General features: G+C 76.1%; 13 protein-coding genes and 1 pseudogene. 6 read left to right on the plus strand and 8 right to left on the minus strand.

From position 1 onward, the window contains the following. Positions 1-70 precede the first annotated feature (70 nt). The 3 genes and pseudogenes from ABZ858_RS08795 to ABZ858_RS08805 form a co-directional block, all read right to left on the minus strand. The gene (locus ABZ858_RS08795; protein WP_361374133.1) at positions 71-4,432 is read right to left on the minus strand and encodes a cation-translocating P-type ATPase; all 4,362 of its coding nucleotides are present in this window, start codon (positions 4,430-4,432) and stop codon (positions 71-73) included. Positions 4,433-4,993: 561 nt separating this feature from the next. After that, positions 4,994-5,248: pseudogene (locus ABZ858_RS08800) on the minus strand (hypothetical protein); the annotation flags it as partial. Between the two features lie 224 nt (positions 5,249-5,472). After that, positions 5,473-6,228, minus strand: coding sequence for a PaaX family transcriptional regulator C-terminal domain-containing protein (locus ABZ858_RS08805; RefSeq protein ID WP_361374135.1), 756 nt, complete (start codon positions 6,226-6,228; stop codon positions 5,473-5,475). Between the two features lie 73 nt (positions 6,229-6,301). Here ABZ858_RS08805 and ABZ858_RS08810 point away from each other — a divergent pair, with 73 nt between their 5' ends. Together ABZ858_RS08810 and ABZ858_RS08815 are read left to right on the plus strand one after the other, a co-directional pair. Further along, the gene (locus tag ABZ858_RS08810) at positions 6,302-8,089 is read left to right on the plus strand and encodes an acyl-CoA dehydrogenase family protein (RefSeq protein WP_361374137.1); all 1,788 of its coding nucleotides are present in this window, start codon (positions 6,302-6,304) and stop codon (positions 8,087-8,089) included. Positions 8,090-8,251: 162 nt separating this feature from the next. Then, complete coding sequence (locus ABZ858_RS08815) at positions 8,252-9,337, plus strand: exo-alpha-sialidase (protein ID WP_361374139.1); 1,086 nt, start codon at positions 8,252-8,254, stop codon at positions 9,335-9,337. 94 nt (positions 9,338-9,431) lie between these two features. Here the strand turns inward: ABZ858_RS08815 and ABZ858_RS08820 are convergent, their stop codons facing one another. Further along, positions 9,432-10,109 (minus strand): uracil-DNA glycosylase, encoded by a 678-nt coding sequence (locus ABZ858_RS08820; protein WP_361374141.1) that lies wholly within the window; start codon positions 10,107-10,109, stop codon positions 9,432-9,434. Positions 10,110-10,255: 146 nt separating this feature from the next. On the opposite strand from ABZ858_RS08820, the gene ABZ858_RS08825 reads away from it, so the two are divergent. Both ABZ858_RS08825 and ABZ858_RS08830 read left to right on the plus strand, forming a co-directional pair. Further along, positions 10,256-11,239: a BadF/BadG/BcrA/BcrD ATPase family protein gene (locus ABZ858_RS08825; protein ID WP_361374143.1), complete on the plus strand. Its 984-nt coding sequence runs from the start codon at positions 10,256-10,258 to the stop codon at positions 11,237-11,239. Between the two features lie 197 nt (positions 11,240-11,436). Beyond that, a complete protein-coding gene (locus ABZ858_RS08830) occupies positions 11,437-12,360 on the plus strand; it encodes a hypothetical protein (protein WP_361374145.1) in 924 nt (307 codons plus the stop codon). 251 nt (positions 12,361-12,611) lie between these two features. Here ABZ858_RS08830 and ABZ858_RS08835 read toward each other — a convergent pair whose 3' ends face one another. Beyond that, positions 12,612-13,649, minus strand: coding sequence for a lactonase family protein (locus ABZ858_RS08835; protein WP_361374147.1), 1,038 nt, complete (start codon positions 13,647-13,649; stop codon positions 12,612-12,614). 156 nt (positions 13,650-13,805) lie between these two features. After that, positions 13,806-15,302 (minus strand): FUSC family protein, encoded by a 1,497-nt coding sequence (locus ABZ858_RS08840; protein ID WP_361374149.1) that lies wholly within the window; start codon positions 15,300-15,302, stop codon positions 13,806-13,808. A 305-nt stretch (positions 15,303-15,607) separates the two neighbouring features. On the opposite strand from ABZ858_RS08840, the gene ABZ858_RS08845 reads away from it, so the two are divergent. Further along, positions 15,608-16,084 carry an Lrp/AsnC family transcriptional regulator gene (locus ABZ858_RS08845; RefSeq protein WP_361374151.1) on the plus strand — a complete coding sequence of 159 codons (477 nt, stop codon included), beginning with the start codon at positions 15,608-15,610 and terminating at the stop codon, positions 16,082-16,084. Positions 16,085-16,156: 72 nt separating this feature from the next. Here ABZ858_RS08845 and ABZ858_RS08850 read toward each other — a convergent pair whose 3' ends face one another. Continuing rightward, entirely contained in the window at positions 16,157-18,139 is a 1,983-nt protein-coding gene (locus tag ABZ858_RS08850; protein ID WP_361374153.1) for an AfsR/SARP family transcriptional regulator, read from the minus strand. A 182-nt stretch (positions 18,140-18,321) separates the two neighbouring features. Here ABZ858_RS08850 and ABZ858_RS08855 point away from each other — a divergent pair, with 182 nt between their 5' ends. Further along, positions 18,322-19,200: an alpha/beta hydrolase gene (locus ABZ858_RS08855; RefSeq protein WP_361374155.1), complete on the plus strand. Its 879-nt coding sequence runs from the start codon at positions 18,322-18,324 to the stop codon at positions 19,198-19,200. Between the two features lie 38 nt (positions 19,201-19,238). On the opposite strand, the gene ABZ858_RS08860 is transcribed toward ABZ858_RS08855, so the two are convergent. Further along, complete coding sequence (locus ABZ858_RS08860; RefSeq protein WP_361374157.1) at positions 19,239-20,066, minus strand: LysR family substrate-binding domain-containing protein; 828 nt, start codon at positions 20,064-20,066, stop codon at positions 19,239-19,241. Between the last annotated feature and the right edge of the window lie 49 nt (positions 20,067-20,115).

Consider the following 20,115-nt stretch of genomic DNA (forward strand, 5'->3'; position numbering starts at 1 on the left):
CCGTCTGAGCGAGACCCCCGAGCGTGACCCCGCCGTGCCCGTCCGCACCGTCCGGTGCGGACGGGCACGCTCACGATCCGGCGCCGGCCGTCGCCGCCGCGCTCCCGCCCTTGTGCGCACCGCTCGTCGGCAGCAGCCGTACGACCGTCTCCTCCAGGCGGGGCAGCGCCCGCTGGCCCGCCAGCGCGAGCGCGATGGCCGCGGCGACACCGGCCCAGGCGACCGGGCCCAGCGGGGTGCAGCCGAACACATGGCTGACGCCCGGGGTCTGCACCACGGCGACGAGCGCGGCGGCGGAGCCGACGGAGGTGAACCGGACCAGCGGGCTGTCACGGCGGTCCAGCAGGGTCTGCGCGAGCTGGGTGCCGACCACGCCGCACAGCGCCATCGTGCCCGAGCGGCGGGCGGTGCCCGGTGTGAAGCGGCCGATCAGCCAGGCCGTCGACGCGCCCAGGCAGGTGGTCAGCGCCCGGTGGCGGATCTGCCGGACCAGCGGCTCCCCCAGTACCCCGCCGGCCGCGTCCTCGGGGGAACCGGCCCGCGCCCGCCCGGCGGCGTCCTCGTTGGGCGTCACCGCCACCGCCATCGCCGGGAAGAGGTCGGTGAAAAGGTTCACCATCAGCATCTGCCGGGTGGACAGCGGCGCCCGCCCGGACAGCAGGGTGCCCAGGATGCCGAAGCCGACCTCGCCCGCGTTGCCGCCGATCAGGATGGCGATCGCGTCGGCGACGCTGTGCCACAGGGCGCGGCCCTCGCCGATCGCGTCGATCAGGACGGTCAGGTCGTCGCCGGTGAGCACGATGTCGGCGGCGTTGCGCGCGGCGGCCGAACCGCGGGCGTTGATGCCCACGCCGATGTCGGCGGCGCGGATCGCGGCCGCGTCGTTGGCCCCGTCCCCGACCATGCCGACCACCCGGCCCGCGTCCCGCAGCGCCTCGACGACCTGGAGTTTCTGCTCCGGCGCCACACGCGCCACCACGCCCGCGTCGCGCAGCATCCGGGCGCGCGCGGTGCGGTCGGCGGCGGCCAGTTCGTCCCCGGTGACCACGGTGGTGTCGGCCGGCCAGCCCAGTTCGGTGGCGATCGCGCGGGCGGTCTGCGGATGGTCGCCGGTGAGCATGACCGGTCGTACGCCCTCCTCGTACAGGCCGCTCACCAGGGCCATGGAGGTCTCGCGGGCCACGTCGGACAGCGCGAGCAGCCCGGTGAACTCCAGTCCTTCCAGGGGCTGTTCGAGGATGTCCGGGTTCTGCTCGTGCTCGGCCGGGCGACGGCTCGCGACCGCCAGGACGCGCAGTCCGGCACCGGCCAGCCCGTGCGCCGCCGCGGAGGCGTGGGCCGGCAGCTCGGAGCAGCCGGGCAGGACGGTCTCCGGGGCACCCTTCACCACGAGCGTGCGCGTGCCGTCGGCGTCGCGGCCCACGGCGGCCGCGTAGCCGCGGGCGGCCTCGAAGGGGAGGGCTTCGAGCTGGGTCCACTCCGGGTCGGGGGCGGCCGCGTCGAGGACGGCCTCGTCGGTGGCGTGCACCGGCCGGTCGGAGCCGCCGTTGGTCCGGGGGCAGGCCCGCGCCGCCGCGCGCAGCGTCGCGGCGCCGGCCGCGTCGCCCACCGGGCCGACCGTGCCCTCGGCGTCGGAGACCCGGACCAGACGCAGCCGGTTCTCGGTGAGGGTGCCGGTCTTGTCGAAGCAGACGGTGTCCATCCGGCCCAGCGCCTCCAGTGTGCGCGGGGTGCGCACGAGCACGCCGTAGCGGCTGAGCCGGCGGGCCGCCGCGAGCTGCGCCACCGTCGCCACCAGCGGCAGGCCCTCGGGGACCGCGGCCACGGCGACGGCCACGCCGCCGCTGACCGCATCGCGGATCGGGGTGCCGCGCAGCAGGGCCAGTCCGGTCACCGCCGCGCCGCCCGCGAGGGTCAGCGGCAGCGCCTTGCGGGTCAGTTCCTGCAGCCGGGCCTGGACGCCGGCGGACGGCGGCGTACGGGCGGCCAGGTGCACGGCCCGGGCGGCCTCGGTGCGGTCGCCGGTGTCCACGACGACCGCGCGGGCCTGCCCGGCCACCACGGTGGTGCCCTCGAAGACCATGCAGTGCCGGTCGGCGACGACCGCGTGCGGGGTCGGGTCGGTCTGCTTCTGCACCGGCAGGGACTCCCCGGTCAGCGCGGACTCGTCGACCTCCAGGCCCTCCTCCCAGAGCAGACGCGCGTCGGCGGGCACCACGTCGTCGCCCTTGAGTTCGATCACGTCGCCGGGCCGCAGCCGCCCGGCCTCGACGGTGCGGGTGCCGCCGGCCGGTGCCTGCGACTTCGGCGGCGCGAGCCGGGCCTTCTGCTTCTGCTCGGCCAGCAGCCCGGACAGCGCCCGCTCGGCGCGCAGTCGCTGGACGCCGCCGACCAGGGCGTTCAGGTCGAGGGCGCCGACGACGAGCAGCGCGTCCAGGACGGAGCCGAGGATCGCGGAGGCGGCCGAGCCGACGGCGAGGACGGGGGTGAGGGGGTCGTGCAGTTCGCCGCGTACGGCCCGGCCGAGCTGGAAGGTCCAGCGGGCCGGGGCGAGCGCGGAGTGCCGGGCGGCGCCGCCGGCCGCTTCGCGGAGCCGGCCGGTGGCCTGTTCCAGCGGGGTCGCCTCGGTGACCGGTTCCCGCTCCAGCCGCCGCTCGGCCGCTTCGGGGTCCAGTTCGTGCCAGTGCACCCGCGGGCGGGGGTGGGGGGCGCGGGCCGCCGCCGCGCCGACGGCGGCGCGGGCCCCGGAGAGCAGGGCGGCGGCGGCGCCGATGTCGACCGGCGCGTGCCGCAGACCGGGCAGGACGGCCCAGCGTCCGCGGCGGCCCTTCGACTCGCCGACGGCGACGAGGAGGCCGGACAGCGCGGCGCCGGAACGGGCCAGGGTCTGCGCCCGGCGGCCCACGGTGCGGGCGGCCGGGACCGCGGTCAGCAGCCGCCACACGTCGGGCAGGCCGTGCAGGGCCAGCAGGTCCGCACCCCAGTGGACCGCGCTGTCGCCGTCCGTGAGCGCGACGGCGATGTCGCTGCCGTGCAGCCCGGCCAGCACGTCGTGGTCGTCGGCGGAGCCGATCCGGGCGACGGTGAGCACCGCCCCCGCGTCCTCCTCGCCGCGCAGCCCGTACACCACGTCGTCCAGGGGCCGCCGGGCGTCCACGACCTGATCGGCGAGGCCGGTGAGGTCCTCCAGGGCCGGGTCGTCCACCACGACGACCCGCAGCCCGGCCCGGCGGGCCGCGTCCAGCACCGGTTCCGCCCACGGGTCCGCCGCCCCGTCCGCGGTGCGCAGCGCGCTCGGGTGCAGGACGACGGTGCCGGCCAGCTCCAGTTGCCGCAGCCGTTCGGGGTCGCGGACCAGCACGCCGGTGCGGGCCAGCAGGGTGGCGAACACGGAGTGGAAGGCGGCGGGGCCGTAGCGGGCGGCCTTGGGCGAACCGGCGAGCAGCGCCTCCGCGGCCTCCGCCGTGTCGTGCTTGACCAGCAGGGTCGCGGCGGCACCGGCGAGGCTGCCGGCGGAGGCGTGGTTGGCGTACTCCTGGGCCGGGGAGAGGCGCAGCGGCGGGCGTGGCGCGGGGTCGGCGGGAACGCTGACGCGGTCGGGCGAGCACAGCCGGTCGTGCACGGCGTCGAAGGCGGCCGAGCGGGCCACCGTCTCGGCCAGCTGGCAGGCGCGCAGGACGCCGTCGAGGGCGAGCGCGGTGGGGGTCTGCCCGGTGCCGTGCGCGGCGGCGTTCGCGCAGGCCAGCAGGAGGTCCATCCGGGAGCTGCCCAGCTGGGCGCGCAGCCGGGCGCGGAAGCGCGGGTTCTCCCGGAGCAGCGTCACGACGGCGGTCACCAGGCGCGGTGAGGGCGGCAGCCGCAGGGCGGCGGCGGTGAGCCCGACCGCGATGCCCGCTCCGTCGGCGGCGAGCGTGGCCGCCGCCGCCCGTACGCCGGCGGGGTCGGCCGGGTGCTCCGTCTCCTCGGGGTCGCCGCCCGCCAGGGCCAGCCCGTGCCGGGCGGCGAGGTCGCCCGCGTGGTCGAGGACCTGGTCGGTCAGCTCGTCCTCGGTCGCGGTGACGACCAGCCGGCCGAGCCCCTGGTCCCAGTACGCGAGGAGGACGTCGGGGTGCTCGGCGAGCGCGGCGGCCACCCGGCGGGCCAGGTGTTCGGTGCCACCGGCGCGCCGGACCCGCTCGGGGTCGGCGGGGCGCAGGGCGAGGTGGGCCCGGCTTCCGGAGCGCCAGTGGCCTCCGGCGCCGGGCAGCGCGTTGCGGGCCACCCGTACGACCCGCACGGCGGCGTCCGCGCCGCGCACTCCGGCGCGCGCGGTGCCCGCCGCCGCTCCGGCGGCCACTCCGACCGCCGGGGCGGCGGCCCGGGCGAGCAGCCGGGGCGCGGCGGGCAGCAGCCGCACGGCGGCCGAGGGCGCTGTCAGCAGACCGAGCACCATGACGGCCTCTCAGAGAGTGGTGCGGTCGGGTCGCGCCGTCGGACCGAGGGGCCCGGTGGCCGCCTGGCCCTTGGGCGGTGTGCCGATGGGCGGGGCGCCGGCGGGAGGTGTGCCGGTGTTGTCGGTGGCCGCCCGCGCGGGCGACTTGCCCCGGCCGCGTCCGGCGGCAGCGGTCCTGGACTGCTTCGCCGCCTTGGCCGGCCGGGCTTCCTTCCCGCGTACGGGATCGGGTACGGGGCCGGGGCCCTCGGCGCCGGTCGTCGCCGCGTAGGGCGGGACGTCCGCGCCGGCGTCCCGCGCGGACCGGAGGGCCGCGGTGCCGAGGTCCTCGGCGGGCTCGGGCGGGTCGGCGGAGCGGCGGGCGGGTTTCCGGGCGGGGGTGCCGGTGTCCCGGGCGGCGTTCCGGGCGGCTGGAGTGTCGTCCTGCGCCGGGGTGCCGTCCTGGGCGGAGGTGTCGTCCTGGGCGTCGCCCGTCTCGCCGGTGTCCGGCGCGGGAGCCTGTCGGCCGCCGTCCGTGAGCTGTCCGGTCTTGCCTGGCCGGTCGGGGTGGTCCGGGTGGTCGGGCCGGGGCTGGGTGAGCCAGGCCACCGCCGCGCCGGTGAGGGCGACGGGCCATTCCACCACCCCGGCGACGCCGAGCACCCCGGCGCCCGTGTAGACGGCGAACCGCCGCCCACGGGGCGAGACGGCGCCGACCTTGTCCAGCGTGCTCTGTGCGGCCCTGCCGACGGTCCCGGCCCCGGGCACCCTCCGCAGCACCGAGACGGCGCCGTGCAGGGGAGCCGTAAGGAGCGACGACGACTTCTGCTCAGCCATGACTTCCCTCGCCTGCAATGAGATCCCTTCCGTGCCGACCGGGTGCCCGCGACCGCGCGCCGGTCACCCCGTCCCTCTCAGGGAACGCCAGGGACCGCCCCCGCGCCACCCGCGGTCGTCGCAGTGCCGGTGCCGGCCGCGGTCGCCGCTGTCGTCGCGGTCGTCGCGGTCGCTGTGCTCGGCGCGGGGGCCGGTGTCGTCGTGGCCGCGTTCCGGCGCGTCCGTCAGCGCCCGGTCCGGCCGAGGGTCTCCTCGGTCAGCTCCCGCTGGTACTCCGTGTAGGCGGCGCGCAGGCGCGGGCCCGGCCAGTCGGCGGGCAGGAGGGCGGCGGGCAGGACCGGGTCGGCCAGCAGATGGTGCACGACGGCGGCGAGGGCGGTGAAGCGGTCGGCCGGGCGGCCGCCGCGGGCCACATGGTCGAGCAGCACCCGGGCCGTCGCCGCCCAGGCCTCGACCGGCCACAGCCGTGCGGCCAGTTCACGGGCGGGCTCCTCGGGCCGGGCGGTGAAGCGGCGTACCACGCCGTCGAGGCCGTCGGGCCACGGGCGGTCCAGGTTGGCGGGGCGCAGCCAGACGCCCTCGCGCAGTTCGGCGAGTCTGAGGGCGGTCAGCCGGGCCCGGAGTGCGGCGCGTTCGGCGGGGCCGCGGCCAGTGGCCGTCACCACGGCCATCTCCCAGTCGCCGTCCCAGCGCCGGGTGCCGGAGTGCACGGCCGCGTCCTGGCGCCGCTGGCGCTCCAGCAGCCGGTCGCTGAGGCCGTAGACACCGCCGTCGGAGCGGCGCAGGTCGCCGGCGGTCACCATCCGGCTGAGCGCCGCGCGCAGCGTGGAAGCGCCGACACCGAAGGGTTCGACGGCCCGCAGGAGGTCCTTCACGGGCAGCTCGGGCGGGTGGGTGCCCAGCAGCAGGCTCAGGACGACGGACCGCGCGGACAGCGGGCGCAGCTCGACCGGGGCTATCTCCTGGGAGGCGGCGTTCATGGTCACGTACTGTACGGACTTCCCCAGTGTTGCATCATTGCTGCGGCCGCAGCGGAAGTGCAACACTGGAGGCATGGCCTCCACATTCGCGCATGAACGGCACGAGCCGCATGAGCCGCATGAGCCGCATGAGCCGCATGAGCCGCATGAGCCGCATGAGCCGCACCAGCGGCAGGACCGTCAGTCGTCGGGGGCGCGGCGGACCCCGGCGCCGTCCCCGCCGCACGCCACGCACGACGTCACCAACCAGGCCCCTCCCCTCGCCCCGTACGACGCCTCCGACGACGTGGCGCTGCTGGAGGGCCTGCGCCGCGAGGGCGCGGGTTGGGCCGAGGACGAGGTGCGGCGGTTCGGGGCGCGGGCCGGGAGCGAACAGGCGCAGGAGTGGGCCGAGCTGGCCAACCGGCACGAGCCGAAGCTGCGCACCCACGACCGGTACGGCAACCGGATCGACGAGGTCGACTTCCACCCGAGCTGGCACCACCTGTTGGGCGCCGCCGTCGCCGGGGGCATGGCCGGGGCGCCGTGGGCGGACCCCCGGCCCGGTGCCCATGTGGCCCGCACCGCGAGCGGGCTGGTGTGGGGGCACACCGACGCCGGGCACGGCTGTCCCGCGTCGATGACGTACGCCGCCGTGCCCACGCTGCGCGCCCAGCCCGACCTCGCGGCGATCTACGAACCCCTGCTGACCAGCCGGGTCTACGAGCCGGGCCTGCGTGTGCCGACCGGGAAGCCGGGTCTGCTGGCAGGCATGGGCATGACCGAGAAGCAGGGCGGCTCGGACGTACGGACCAACACCACGACGGCCTCCCCGGCCGCCGAGCCCGGCGTGTACACGCTGCGCGGGCACAAGTGGTTCACGTCGGCGCCCATGTGCGATGTCTTCCTGGTGCTGGCCCAGGCGCCGGACGGGCTGTCCTGCTTCCTGGTACCGCGCGTGCTGCCCGACGGCAGCCGCAACACCTTCCGCATCCAGCGCCTCAAGGACAAGCTGGGCAACCGGTCCAACGCGTCCTCCGAGCCCGAGTTCGAGGGAACGGTCGCCTGGCTCGTCGGGCCCGAGGGGCGGGGCGTCAGGACGATCATCGAGATGGTCAACTGCACGCGGCTGGACTGCGTGATGATGTCGGCGGCGCTCATGCGCAAGACCCTCGTGGAGGCGGGCCACCACGCGCGCCACCGGCGGGCCTTCGGCGCGCTCCTCGCCGACCAGCCGCTCATGCGCAATGTGCTGGCCGATCTCGCGCTGGAGTCCGAGGCCGCCACCACGCTCACCCTGCGACTGGCCGGGGCGGCCGACCGGGCGGTGCGCGGCGGCGCGGCGGCCGCGGAGCAGGCGGCGTTCCGGCGGATCGCGACCGCGGTCGGCAAGTACTGGGTCACCAAGCGGGGTCCGGCCTTCACCGCGGAGGCCCTGGAGTGCCTGGGCGGCAACGGCTATGTGGAGGACTCCGGCATGCCCCGGCACTACCGTGAGGCCCCGCTGCTGTCGATCTGGGAGGGGTCGGGGAACGTCAACGCCCTGGACGTGCTGCGCGCGCTGGGACGTGAGCCCGGTGCCGCCGAGGCGCTGTTCGCGGAACTCGGGCTCGCCCGGGGTGCGGACGCCCGGCTGGACGCGGCCGTGACCCGGCTCAAGGACGGCCTGGGCGCGGCGTCCCCGGTGGGCGCGCGCCGCCTGGTGGAGCTGATGGCGCTGGTCCTGCAGGGTTCCCTGCTGGTCCGGCACGCTCCGCCCGCCGTCGCCGACGCCTTCTGCGCCACCCGCCTGGGCGGTGACTGGGGGCACTCCTTCGGGACGCTGCCGGACACCGCGGACCTGGACGCGATCCTGGGGCGGGCGCTGGCGGGAGTGGGGTGAGAGGCGGAGCAGTCCGGCGGCCCGACAGCCCCGCGATGTTCCGGACGTGCCGTTGCGACCTGCGAAGACTCCGCCGCGGAGGTGACTGTCAGTGGCGGGGTGCAGACTGGCCGGTGTCCGGGACGAAGGCGTCCGGGGCGCGAGGTCACGGAGGTGATCGGCATGCCCGAGGTACTGCTCGCCGTGGGCACCCGCAAAGGGCTGTTCGTCGGGCGGCGGCGCGGGGGCGTGTGGGAGTTCGACGACAGGCCCCACTTCAACGCCCAGGCCGTCTACTCGGTGGCGATCGACACCCGGGGCCCGGTGCCGCGGCTGCTGGCCGGGGGCGACAGCGCGCACTGGGGCCCCTCCGTGTTCCACTCCGACGACCTGGGCCGCACCTGGACGGAACCGGCCCGGCCGGCGGTGCGGTTCCCGCGGGACACCGGGGCCTCGCTGGAGCGGGTCTGGCAGCTGCACCCCGCGGCCGCCGAGCCGGACGTGGTGTACGCGGGCACGGAGCCCGCCGCGCTCTACCGCTCGGAGGACCGCGGCGAGAGCTTCGCGCTGGTCCGCCCGCTGTGGGAGCACCCCACCCGGTCCCGGTGGGTGCCGGGCGGCGGCGGTGAGGGCCTGCACACGGTGGTGACCGACCGCCGCGACCCGCGGGCCGTCACGGTGGCGGTGTCCACCGCCGGGGTGTTCCGCACCACCGACGGCGGCGCGAGCTGGAGACCGTCCAACTCCGGGGTGTCCGCGGTGTTCCTGCCCGACCCCGATCCGGAGTTCGGTCAGTGCGTCCACAAGGTGGCCCAGGATCCGGCCCGCCTGGACCGGCTCTATCTGCAGAACCACTGGGGCGTGTACCGCAGCGACGACGCGGGGGCGCACTGGACGGACATCGGTGAGGGCCTGCCGTCGACGTTCGGCTTCGCGGTCGCCGCCCATCCGCGTCAGGGCGACACGGCATACGTCTTCCCGATCAACGCGGACGCCGACCGGGTGCCGGCGGACCACCGGTGCCGGGTGTTCCGCACGGCGGACGCCGGAAAGAGCTGGGAGCCGCTGGCGGCGGGCCTGCCGCAGGAGGACCACTACGGCACCGTGCTGCGCGACGCACTGTGCACCGACGACGCGGACCCGGCGGGCGTGTACTTCGGCAACCGCAACGGCGAGGTGTACGCCTCGGCGGACGACGGGGACAGCTGGTCCTCACTGGCCTCGCACCTGCCGGACGTGCTGTGCGTACGCGCGGCGGTGATCGACTGACGCGGTGGTGATCCGCTGAGGCCGTGGTGATCGGTTGACGCGGTGGTGATCCGCTGAGGGGCGGTGGCGGGCCGGCGGACCGGCCCGCCCCGGGCTACGGGAGCTGCCAGTCCACCGGCTGCGCGCCCTGGCGCAGCAGGAGGTCGTTGGCCCGGCTGAAGGGGCGCGAGCCGAAGAAACCCCGGTCCGCGGACATCGGCGAGGGGTGGGCGGACTCGATCGCCGGGAGATCCCCGAGCAGCGGCCGCAGATTGCGCGCGTCCCGGCCCCACAGGATGGACACCAGCGGCTTGTCGCGCGCGACCAGCGCCCGGATGGCCTGCTCGGTGACCTCTTCCCAGCCCTTGCCCCGGTGTGCGGCGGGTTTGCGCGGGGCGGTCGTCAGGGCCCTGTTGAGCAGCAGCACGCCCTGCCGGGTCCAGGGCGTCAGGTCGCCGTTGGACGGCCTGGGCAGCCCCAGATCGGTGTGCATCTCCCGGAAGATGTTCTCCAGGCTGCCGGGCAGCGACCGCACCTCGGGCGCGACCGCGAAGCTCAGCCCGATGGCCATCCCGGGCGTCGGGTAGGGGTCCTGGCCGACGATCAGCACGCGCACGTCGTCGAACGGCTGCTGAAAGGCGCGCAGGACGTTCGCTCCGGCGGGCAGGTAGGTGCGGCCGGCCGCTATCTCGGCGCGGAGGAAGTCCCCCATGGCCGCGATGCGTTCGGCGGCGGGTTCGAGAGCCTTCGCCCAGCCCGCTTCGACGAGTTCATGCAAGGGTCGTGGTGCCACGGCGCGTCACTCTACTGGCCCGGGCCGTGTGCCCGCACAGTCGGGGAGATCCCGGCACGCGGGACGCCACTGCCGCTACTCTTCCCTGTCGTCGAGATCATCGTTCGGGAAGCTCGGGACTTTCGGGAAGGTGGGTGGGGACCTTGATGGGTGCGGGTCACGCGACCGGCTTCCTCGCCGTGGACTCGGGCGGCTCCGGCCTCCGGGTCGTCGTCGGCGTACCCGGGCAGGGACCCCTGGCGCAGCGGGAGTCCCGGGAGCCCGTGCGCACCGGCGCCGACGGGATCGACCCCGGTCACCTGATGGCACAACTCGTGCCGATGGCGCGGGCGACGGCCGCCGAGGCCGGAGTGGACCGGCTGGCGACGGTGGCCGTCGGGGCGGCCGGGTTCGCCACCCTCGGCGACGCCCTGCGCGCCGAACTGCCCGGCGCGCTGGCCCGAGAACTCGGTACCGGCAGGGTCGCGCTCGCCGCCGACGCGGTCACCGCCTATGTCGGCGCGCTGGGAGAACGGTCCGGCGCGGTGATCGCCGGCGGGACCGGTCTGATCGCGGTCGGCACCGACCTGACCGGCTGGCGGCGCGCGGACGGCTGGGGCCATCTGCTGGGCGACTGCGGCAGCGGCGCCTGGATCGGGCGGGCCGGACTCGACGCGGCGCTGCGCGCCCACGACGGGCGGGACGGCGGCTCCGCCGCGCTGCTGGCCCGCGCCGAGGAGGTGTTCGGGCCGATCGCGCACCTGCCCGGCAGGCTCTACCCGCGCACCGACCGCGCGGCCGTACTGGCCTCCTTCGCACCGCAGGTGGCCGCCTGCGCCCCCGCCGATCCGGTGGCGGCCGGCGCGCTGCGCACCGCCGCCCGGCACATGGCCGAATCGGCCGCCGCCGTCTGCCCGCGCGAGGGAGCGCCGCTGATCGCCCTGACCGGCGGCCTCTTCAAGATGGGCGACCCCCTCCTCGTACCGCTGGCCGGGGAACTGGCGGCACGGCTGCCGCACGCGCGCCGCACGGCAGCCGAGGGCGATCCGCTGCACGGCGCGGTACGCCTGGCGACCGCCCTGGCCCGGGGCGCGCTCACGCTGCCGGCCGACGGGCGGATGCTCTACGTCCCACCGGCACAAGGGGATTGATCGTCCCGCATCCCGATGCTTCGGACATCGACCGGACAAGTACGCTCATCGCGCGGGCGAGTTGTCGCATCCGATCCGATTGCGCACATCGATCATTTCCGAACGCTCCGTAACCGATCAGACAAAACCGGACGGAAACCGCTCACCCGCACCCTCCCCGAACAGGGGGACCCCGAAAGCCAGTAACATGCGGCGCCATGAGTTCCCCCACTGGGCCCGCGTCCGGCCTGCCAGTACGAATGCCGCGCCCCCGCCAGCCCGGACGGCACCGCCGACCCGAGCCGCTGGCGGCTCCCGAGGGCGCGCCCGCGCTCGTCCTCGCGGTGCCGGGCACGCCCGGTGCCGCCACGCGCGCCCTCGCCGAGGAGGTCGTGAGCATCGCCCGCTCCGAGCTGCCCGGCCTCGACGCGCTGATCGGGTACCTCGACGGGGACGAGGCGGAGTTCCCGACCCTGCCGTCCGTGCTCGCGCGCGCGGCCGACGTGCGGACCGCCCGTTACGAGCAGTCCCTCGCCATCGGCGCGGGCACCAAGGAGCCCGAGGGCCCGGTGGCGGTCGTCGTGCCGCTGCTGGCCGGTCCGGACAACGCGCTGCTGCGCCGGGTCCGCCAGGCCGTCATGGACAGCCGGGTCGCCGCCGAGCTGACCGACGCGCTCGGCCCGCACCCGCTGCTCGCCGAGGCGCTGCACGTACGGCTGTCGGAGGCGGGTCTCGCCCGCGCCGACCGTGCCCGGCTGTTCACCGTGGCGACGGCCGCGGACGGCATCATCCTCGCGTCGGTCGGCGGTGAGGAGGCCGTGCAGGCGGCCGGGATCACCGGCATGCTGCTCGCCGCCCGGCTCGCCGTGCCGGTGATGGCCGCCGCCCTCGACCAGGAGGGTTCCATCGCGGGCGTGGCCGAGCAGTTGCGGTCCTCGGGTTCCCAGCAGCTGGCCCTGGCCCCGTACCTGATCGGCCCGGAGATCGACGCCGAACTGATCGGCGCGGCCGCCGAGGAGGCGGGGTGCGCCGCCGCCCAGGCCCTCGGCCCGTACCCGGCGATCGGCAAGCTGGCCCTGGCCAAGTACACGACGGCGCTGGGCATCGCCCCGCAGCAGGCGCAGGGCGCGCCGGTCCTCTGACCCGCCCGGCAGCCGCGTACGCCCGGTAAGACGTACGGCGGGTAAGACGTACGGCGGCGTAAGACCCGTACGGCCGCTTCAAGGCCCGTAGGACAGCGCGAAGGGCCCGCTCCGCACCGCGGGGCGGGCCCTTCGCCGTCCGTACCGGCGCGCGGGCGACCGGGGCGACCGGGGCGACCGGGGCGACCGGGGCGACCGGGGCGACCGGGGCGACCGGGGCGACCGAGTACCGTACGCCCGCGCGCCCGGTGTCAGCCGAAGATCACGCAGGACGCCGCCGCCACCCGGACCGCGCCCGCGCGCGCCGGGAGGCCCGTCCCGGGGTGCACGGAGAACCAGGTGATGTCCCCGGAGCGTTCGTTGGCGACGTACAGGAAGCCGCCGGACAGGGTGAGCGCCCGTGGCCAGTGGCCGCCGCACGGGACCGTTCCGCGCAGTTCCAGGTGCTCCCCGTCCGCCGCGACGGCGAACACCGACAGCACGTCCTCGCCGCGCGTGGCGGTCCACAGGAACCGGCCGTCCGGCGACACCGCGATGCCCGACGGGTAGGCGTCACCGGCCGGGACGTCCGCGAGCACCTGGGTCTCGGCCAGCGGCTTGAGCGAGCCCGTGGCGGCCTCCCAGCGGCAGAGGGTGACGGTGGGGGTGAGTTCGTTGACGACGTAGGCGTGCCGGCCGTCGGGGTGGAAGGCCAGGTGGCGGGGGCCGGAGCCGGGGCGCAGCGCGATCTCCCGGTGCACGGCCGGCCGGCCGTCGTCCAGGGCGCACACGCGTACCGAGTCCGTGCCGAGGTCGACACTGACCGCCCAGCGGCCGCTGGGGTCCGGCTGCACCTGATGGGCGTGCGGGCCGCGCTGGCGGCGGTCGTGCGGGCCGGAACCGGTGTGCCGGAGCACACCGGACGGGGTGGGGCCGAGGCGGCCGTCGGCACGGACGGGGACGGCGCTGACGCTGCCGGAGCCGTAGTTCGCGGTGAGGACGTGCCCGTCGAACAGGCTCAGGTGGGTCGGTCCGCTCCCGTCCACCCGGACCGGCGGCCCGGTCAGCTCGACGGTCCCGCCCTTCACCCGGTACGCGGCCACCGCGCCCTCGGCGGTCTCGCTGACCGCGTACAGCGTGCCGCCGTCGGACGACAGGGCGAGGTAGGACGGGTCCAGGACGCCGTCCACGCTGCTCAGCAAGGTCAGCGCGCCGTCGTCGGCCACGGCCGCGGTGACCACGCCGGGGCCTCCCGCCGCCGTGAACGACCCGATGAACGCCTGCCGCCGCCTGTCGTCCTCGTCTGCCACCGCTGTCTCCTCTCGGCCGGACCGTTGCGTTGCGGGTGACGGTAGCAGTCGATCATCTGCGGTCTAGACCAAGGCGGGGCGGTTCTGCGGGCGGTTCGTGGAGGGCGTCGGAGGGCGGGCGGTTCCGGGGGCGTGGGGAGCACGCCCCCCTTGCGGTCAGGCGCCGGCCAGGAAGGAGCCCGACGGGGCGCGCAGGGGTGCGGCCAGGTCCGCCAGGGCCCGTTCCAGGCCGTGCAGGTGGGCGAGGGCGGGCAGCTCCGCGGGCGGGGCGGCGTCGGTCGCGGTGAGGGGCTCGGTGCCGTCCGCGGTGAGCGCCTCCACCGCCGCCTGGACCCGCCAGCAGGCGGCCGCCAGACGCGCGTCGTGGGAGGCCTCCGGGTCGGCGGCGATGGCGACCAGGCCGCGGATCTCCCGGGCGCAGTCGTCGAGCAGGGCGAGCACCTGGCGGGCGCGTCGCTTGCGGCCGAGCATCGGGTTCAGCGGGTGCACGAGCGGGGCGACGGAGAGCCGTACCCGGCCGAGCAGGTGTTCCAGTTCGGCCACCCGGGGCGCCGGGTCGGCGTCCGCGGTGCCCGCCAGCCGGGCGGCGGCCTCGGCGGTGCAGGTGTGCACGCAGCGCAGGGCGCGCTGGATCCAGGCGCCGGTGACGGCGTGCGTGCTGACCGGCAGCACGAACAGCACGGCCAGCCAGGCCCCGAGCGCGCCGAGGGCGGTCTCGCCGATCCGCAGGGCGACCAGGCCGGGGGTGAGCACGCCGAGGAGGCCGTAGAGCGACTCGGCGAGCAGTGTGACGCAGAGCATCATCCAGGTGTAGGACACGGCGGCCGTGTAGAAGATGCCGAAGACCGCGACGGCGACGAGGACGGCCGTGGGCACCGCGGCGCCGTGCAGCGGGGCGACGAGCAGGGCGCCGATGCCGATGCCGAGCACGGTGCCCAGGACCCTGCGGAACCCGCGGACCAGGGTCTCGCCGCGCGAGGCGGTGTTCACGAACACCCACCAGGTGGCACCGACGGCCCAGTACCAGCGCTGCCCGGACATCAGCTGGCCCGCCAGGAGCGCGAAGCCGCCGCCCGCCATGGCCTGGACCGCCTGCCGGGTGGTCACCCGGGCGAATCCGGTGCCGGTCGGCGGCACGGGCACGACGGCCTGGGGCAGCCGGCGTTCGTAGCACCACAGTCCGAAGCGCGCCGCCGCCGCGCTGAGCAGCGACAGGACGACGGCTACGGTCAGCTCGGGCAGCTGCTCCACGGTGGCGTGCAGGAACTGCGCCACGAAGAAGGTCATGAACGCGAACACACCCAGGCTGTGCCCGCGCGGCCCCCAGCGGCGCGCGTACACGCCGGCGCCGACCACGGCGAGGAAGGCGATGTCCCGGGCGGCCGGATGCGCGTGCAGGAGGGCCGCCGCGGCGAGCACCGGCAGGCCCGCCACCGGCAGCAGCGCGGTGGTGACCGCCTGGCCGCGGACCGTGGGATCGGTGACGGTGAAGAGGGCGAGCAGCGCGGCAAGGCCGCCGGTGACCAGGCCCGGCAGCGAGTACCCGGCCAGGCCGCAGACGAGGACCGCCAGGCCGATGCCGAGGACCGCCCGGGCCGCGAACCGCAGTCGTACACGCCCCGGGTCCGGAGCCGCGAACACCCTCTTCAGCACGGGAATACCGCCCCCTTGGCAGAACCGGTACGCCGGCACGGACGCACCGGCATGAAAAAGGCGCCGCGGGATTCCGCAGCGCCATCGACATGTCCATCAGAGCATCATCGGTACCCCTGGCTCAAGCGACCGCCGCATCACTGGGCCATTGGTACAGCATCGGCCGGGTTATTCTGGCCGGTGACGGGCCAATGGACGACGTCCGCTGGACCATCCCGCATCACCCTGGACCATCCCGCATCCGTACGGTCGTACTTCATGGTCGTACGCCGATCCGATCGCACCCCGAGGAGGCCGGCACCGCCGTGGCCGTGGACGAACTCGACACCCGCATCCTGCGCCTGCTCCTCGAACAGCCGCGTACCAGCGTGCGGGAGTACGCCCGCGTCCTCGGCGTCGCGCGCGGCACGCTCCAGGCGCGCCTGGACCGCCTCGAACGGGACGGTGTGATCACCGGCACGGGTCCCGCCCTCTCCCCCGCCGCGCTCGGCCACCCGGTGCTGGCGTTCGTGCACATCGAGGTCACCCAGGGGCATCTGGACGACGTCGGGGACGCGCTGGCGGGGGTGCCGGAGATCGTCGAGGCGTTCTCGATCACCGGCGGCGGCGATCTGCTCACCCGGGTCGTGGCGCGGGACAACGCCCACCTGGAGGACGTGATCCAGAAGCTGATCAGCCTGCCGGGCGTGGTCCGCACCCGCACGGAGGTGGCCCTGCGCGAACGTGTCCCGCATCGGTTGCTGCCGCTGGTGGAGTCGATCGGCCACGCGGCGAGGAAGTGACGCGCGCCCGGACCCCGCCTGTCGAGGGGCCGGCGCCGCCGGTCATCACAGTTCCGGCGTGTCCAGTTCTCATCACAGTTCCGGCGTGTCCAGTTCGGCGGTGATCTCCGCCAGCCACCGCGTGACCGGTCCCAGACTGACGAGTCCGCTGCCCGCGCCTGCCTCTTCCCCGGCGGCGGGCAGCAGACGGGCGTGGACGCGCCGCAGCGCGGTCCGGTCGCCGAGTTCCAGGGCGAGTGCCGCCTCCAGGCAGCACAGGGCTTCGTGGAGGAGGTCGGCGGGCGGCTCGGGCAGCGCGCGCAGGGCGTCCCCGGCCTCGGCACGGCGCCCCGTGCCCAGCAGCACGAAGGGCAGGCCCCAGGGACGGTACGGTCCCCAGTCGGCGGCGGGATCCAGAAGGGCCGCGGCTCCGGCCGCGTCGAGGGCCGCTCGGGGCCGGTCCCTGAGCCGTACGCACAGCAGGGCCAGGGGCAGCAGCCCGCGCGTGAGGCCCGGCATGCCGGCGCCGTCCAGGAGCGCGGCGGCGGCCCGCACGGCCTCCTCGGTGCCGGTCCGCATCGCGCGGTACCAGCCGGTGAAGACGGTGGCCAGCGGGCGTTCATGCCGTTCGGCGAGGCGGTCCGCGGCGACGGCGTGCGCGTGCGCCCGCGCGCTGTCGCCGAGCGCCGCCCTGGCCTGCACGCGGACGAGGTGCCCGAGCACTTCGCAGGTCGCCAGCCCGTGGCGCGCGGACAGCGTCACCAGCTCGGCGCCGATCGCGTCGCGCCGGGCGGCGAGCCCGGCCCGGGTGCAGGACTGCATGAACCGGCCGTTCAGGGCGAAGGCGAGCAGCGCCGGGTCGTCGAGCCGGCGGGCGAGCGCCTCCGCCTCGGCCGCCGCCTCCGGTCCGCGCGGTGACCGGGTGCCGCGCATCTCCAGGGCGATCGTGGACAGCAGGCGGCAGCGGTCGGCGTCGTGCTCCGGCGTGCGGGGCGGCAGTGCGGCGAGGGTGCGTTCGGCCGCCGCGACGATCCGCCGGGCCGCCTCCGGGTCGTCGCCGCGGGTCCAGATCGCGGGAACGTCGTAGGCGCCGATGATCCGGGCGGTGAGCGCCGGATCGCCCAGTTCCTCGGCGGCGTCGACCACGGCGGTCCGCTGCTCGCGGGCGGCGGCCAGTCCCCCGCCGCCGGTCACGGCGAGAGCGCGCAGCAGCCCGACCGTCGACTCCAGGCGGGCTCGCGAGCCGGCGGCCACCGTCCGGTCGTACGCCTGTGCGGCACGGTGCCACAGGCCGGCCGCGTCGTTCGTCGGCGGCGCGTCCAGGGCGGGGCTCTGGGCGAGGACGTCCGCCTCCAGGCGGCGCAGCGCGGGGCCGGGGTCGATGCCGAGCTGCCCGGTCAGGGTCGTACGGGCGCGGCGCAGGACGGCGAGAGCGTCGCCCTGGCGGCCCGTGCGGTACAGCGCGAGGGCCAGCAGCCGCCAGGCCTCCTCCCGCCAGGGGTGATCGGTGACATGGGCGTCCAGGTCGGGTACCGCCTCCGCGGCCCGGCCCAGTTCCAGCCGGGCGGCGGCCCGCTGCTCCTCGGCGCGCAGCCGCAGTTCCGCGAGCCGGGCGCGCTCGGCGCGGGACCACTCCTCGTGGGCGAACCCGGTGTAGGCGGGCCCGCGCCACCACGCCAGTGCCTCCGCCAAGCGGCCGAGGGCCCGCTCGGGCGGCAGCCGGGCGGCCTCGGCCACGGCCGTCTCGAAGCGCCAGGCGTCCACCGCGTCCGGAGCGGCGCGCAGGGCGTAGCCCGGACCCTCGGTGACCAGCAGGCGGGCGGGGGCGCGGGGCGGGCGGTCCGGTTCCAGGGCGCGGCGCAGTGCGGCGACGAAGGTCTGCACGGCGCCGACGGCCCCGGCCGGGGGTTCCTCCCAGAGGTCCGCCACCAGCCGGGCGACGGGGACGACCCGGCGACGGGCCACGACCAGCCGGGCCAGCACGGCCCGGTGCCGCGGCCCCTTGAGGTCGAGCGGGGCGCCTCCGCCGCCCTCGGCCACCACCGGCCCGAGCACGCCGAACCGGACCGCGTCCATCCCGCACCCACCTCGCCGTTTCCTTGACGTTTTTCTCGCCGTGCCGATCGATCGCCAGGCACTCGCGCTGATTGTCCGCTGATCGGGGCACGGCAGGCTCGGTGGGGCCGGTGGTCGCGGCCGGTGCCCGGCGCTTCACCGGTCCGGTTCGATTTCGACGCATTCGACGAAAGGCATCTTCGATGACACCCACCATCCCCGGTTTCGACCTGCGCCGTGTCCCGGTCGCCGACGGTGTGGAGCTGACCGCCGCCGTGGGCGGCTCGGGCTCGCCCGTGATCCTGCTGCACGGCTTCCCGCAGACCCATCTCATGTGGCGGCACGTGGCCGCCGACCTCGCCGCCGAGCACACCGTGATCTGCCCCGACCTGCGCGGCTACGGCGCCAGCGACAAGCCCGCCGACAGCGACGGGACGGCGTACGCCAAGCGGACCATGGCCGCGGACGTCGTGGCGCTGGCCCGTGCCCTCGGTCACCGGCGGTTCGCGCTGGCCGGGCACGACCGCGGCGCCCTGGTCGCGTTCCGCGCGGGACTCGACCACCCGGACGCGGTCAGCCGTCTGGCGCTGCTCGACATCCTGCCCACCCTCGACATGTGGGACGTGCTGCACGGCGCGCAGGCCGCCGTCGCCTTCCACCTGTACCTGATGGCCCAGCCGCCGGGCCTGCCCGAGCGGATGATCGCCGCCGCGGCGGACGACTTCTTCGGCCATTTCCTCGATGTCTGGACCCAGGACCCCCAGGCGCTGCCCGCCGAGGTGCGGGCCGCCTACCTGGCGGCCTCCCGCGCCGCCGTCCCCTCGATCGTGGCCGACTACCGGGCGTCGGCGGCCATCGACGTGGTCCACGACCGGGCCGCCCGCGAGGCCGGGAACCGGCTGGCCATGCCCGTCACCGTCCTGCAGCAGGACTGGGGTGCCGCCCTCGGGTACGACGCCGCCGCGCTGTGGCGGACGTGGGCGCCGGACCTGCGCCACCGCACGGTCGGGTGCGGCCACTTCATGGCCGAGGAGGCGCCACGGGAAGTGGCCGAGGCACTGCGAGAACTGCTCGCGCGCTGAGCGGAGCGCCGACTAGGGCCACCGGTCAGGACCGCCTGCTAGGACCGCCGACGCGGCTTGCCGCCTTTGCCGCCCTTGCCACCGCCGCCGCCCGGGGTGCCCCTGCCGTCGCGGGAGCCGCCGGAACCGCCCCGCTTCTGCGGCGCCCGGCCCGTCTTGCCGCCGGTCTTGCCGGCCGTGGGCCTGCGGCGGGCGGTGGCGCCGTCGGCACGCGTGTCCGCGGACTGGGCGGACCGTTCCTCGGCCGGGGTCCGGGTGCGGCCCCGGGTGCTGTTGGCCGTGCGGCCGCGCACGATCCCGATGAAGTCGTCGACCAGATCGGTGGTGGTCTCCTCCGGCCACACCAGCGCGACACCGGACTGCGGCGCGTCCGCGACCGGCCGGTAGGTCAGGTCCCTGCGGTGGTGCAGGCGGGCCAGGGACTGCGGGACGACCAGCAGGCCCACGTTCGCGGCCACCAGCTCGACGGCGTCCTCGGTGGTGGCGGGGCGCTCGAAGGCGGCCTCGCCGGGCGGCTGCTCCCACCCGAGGACGTCGTCCAGGGGGTGGAGCACCACCTCGTCGGCCAGGTCGGCGAGGGAGACCTCGTCCACGGCCGTCAGCAGGTGGTCCTTGGGGACGACGACCACGGTCGTCTCGGTGTAGAGGGGGATCGCGCTGAAGAACGTACGGTCCACCGGCAGCCGTACGACACCCGCGTCCGCCGTGCCCTCGCGCAGCGCGTCCGGCGCGGCGGCGACCGGGAGCTGGACGAGGGCGAGGGGGACGTCGGGCAGGCGCTCGTTCCAGATCCGCACCCACTTGGCGGGCGTCACCCCGGGGACGTACGCGAGCCGGAACGTGGGGGATGTTTCCGAGCCTGTCACCCCGCCAGGTTACCCGGCGTGGTCGGACCTCCCGCCGGCGGTCGATAGT

The sequence above is a fragment of the Streptomyces sp. NPDC047017 genome, assembly GCF_040644175.1.
Taxonomy (GTDB): Bacteria; Actinomycetota; Actinomycetes; order Streptomycetales; family Streptomycetaceae; genus Streptomyces.

Excerpts from the sequence above, each read along its gene's own strand:
- ABZ858_RS08805 (WP_361374135.1), bottom strand. The coding sequence starts at position 6,228 with ATGAACGCCGCCTCCCAGGAGATAGCCCCGGTCGAGCTGCGCCCGCTG.
- ABZ858_RS08855 (WP_361374155.1), top strand. The coding sequence starts at position 18,322 with ATGACACCCACCATCCCCGGTTTCGACCTGCGCCGTGTCCCGGTCGCC.
- ABZ858_RS08825 (WP_361374143.1), top strand. The coding sequence starts at position 10,256 with ATGGGTGCGGGTCACGCGACCGGCTTCCTCGCCGTGGACTCGGGCGGC.
- ABZ858_RS08795 (WP_361374133.1), bottom strand. The coding sequence starts at position 4,432 with ATGGTGCTCGGTCTGCTGACAGCGCCCTCGGCCGCCGTGCGGCTGCTG.
- ABZ858_RS08815 (WP_361374139.1), top strand. The coding sequence starts at position 8,252 with ATGCCCGAGGTACTGCTCGCCGTGGGCACCCGCAAAGGGCTGTTCGTC.
- ABZ858_RS08830 (WP_361374145.1), top strand. The coding sequence starts at position 11,437 with ATGAGTTCCCCCACTGGGCCCGCGTCCGGCCTGCCAGTACGAATGCCG.
- ABZ858_RS08810 (WP_361374137.1), top strand. The coding sequence starts at position 6,302 with ATGGCCTCCACATTCGCGCATGAACGGCACGAGCCGCATGAGCCGCAT.
- ABZ858_RS08850 (WP_361374153.1), bottom strand. The coding sequence starts at position 18,139 with ATGGACGCGGTCCGGTTCGGCGTGCTCGGGCCGGTGGTGGCCGAGGGC.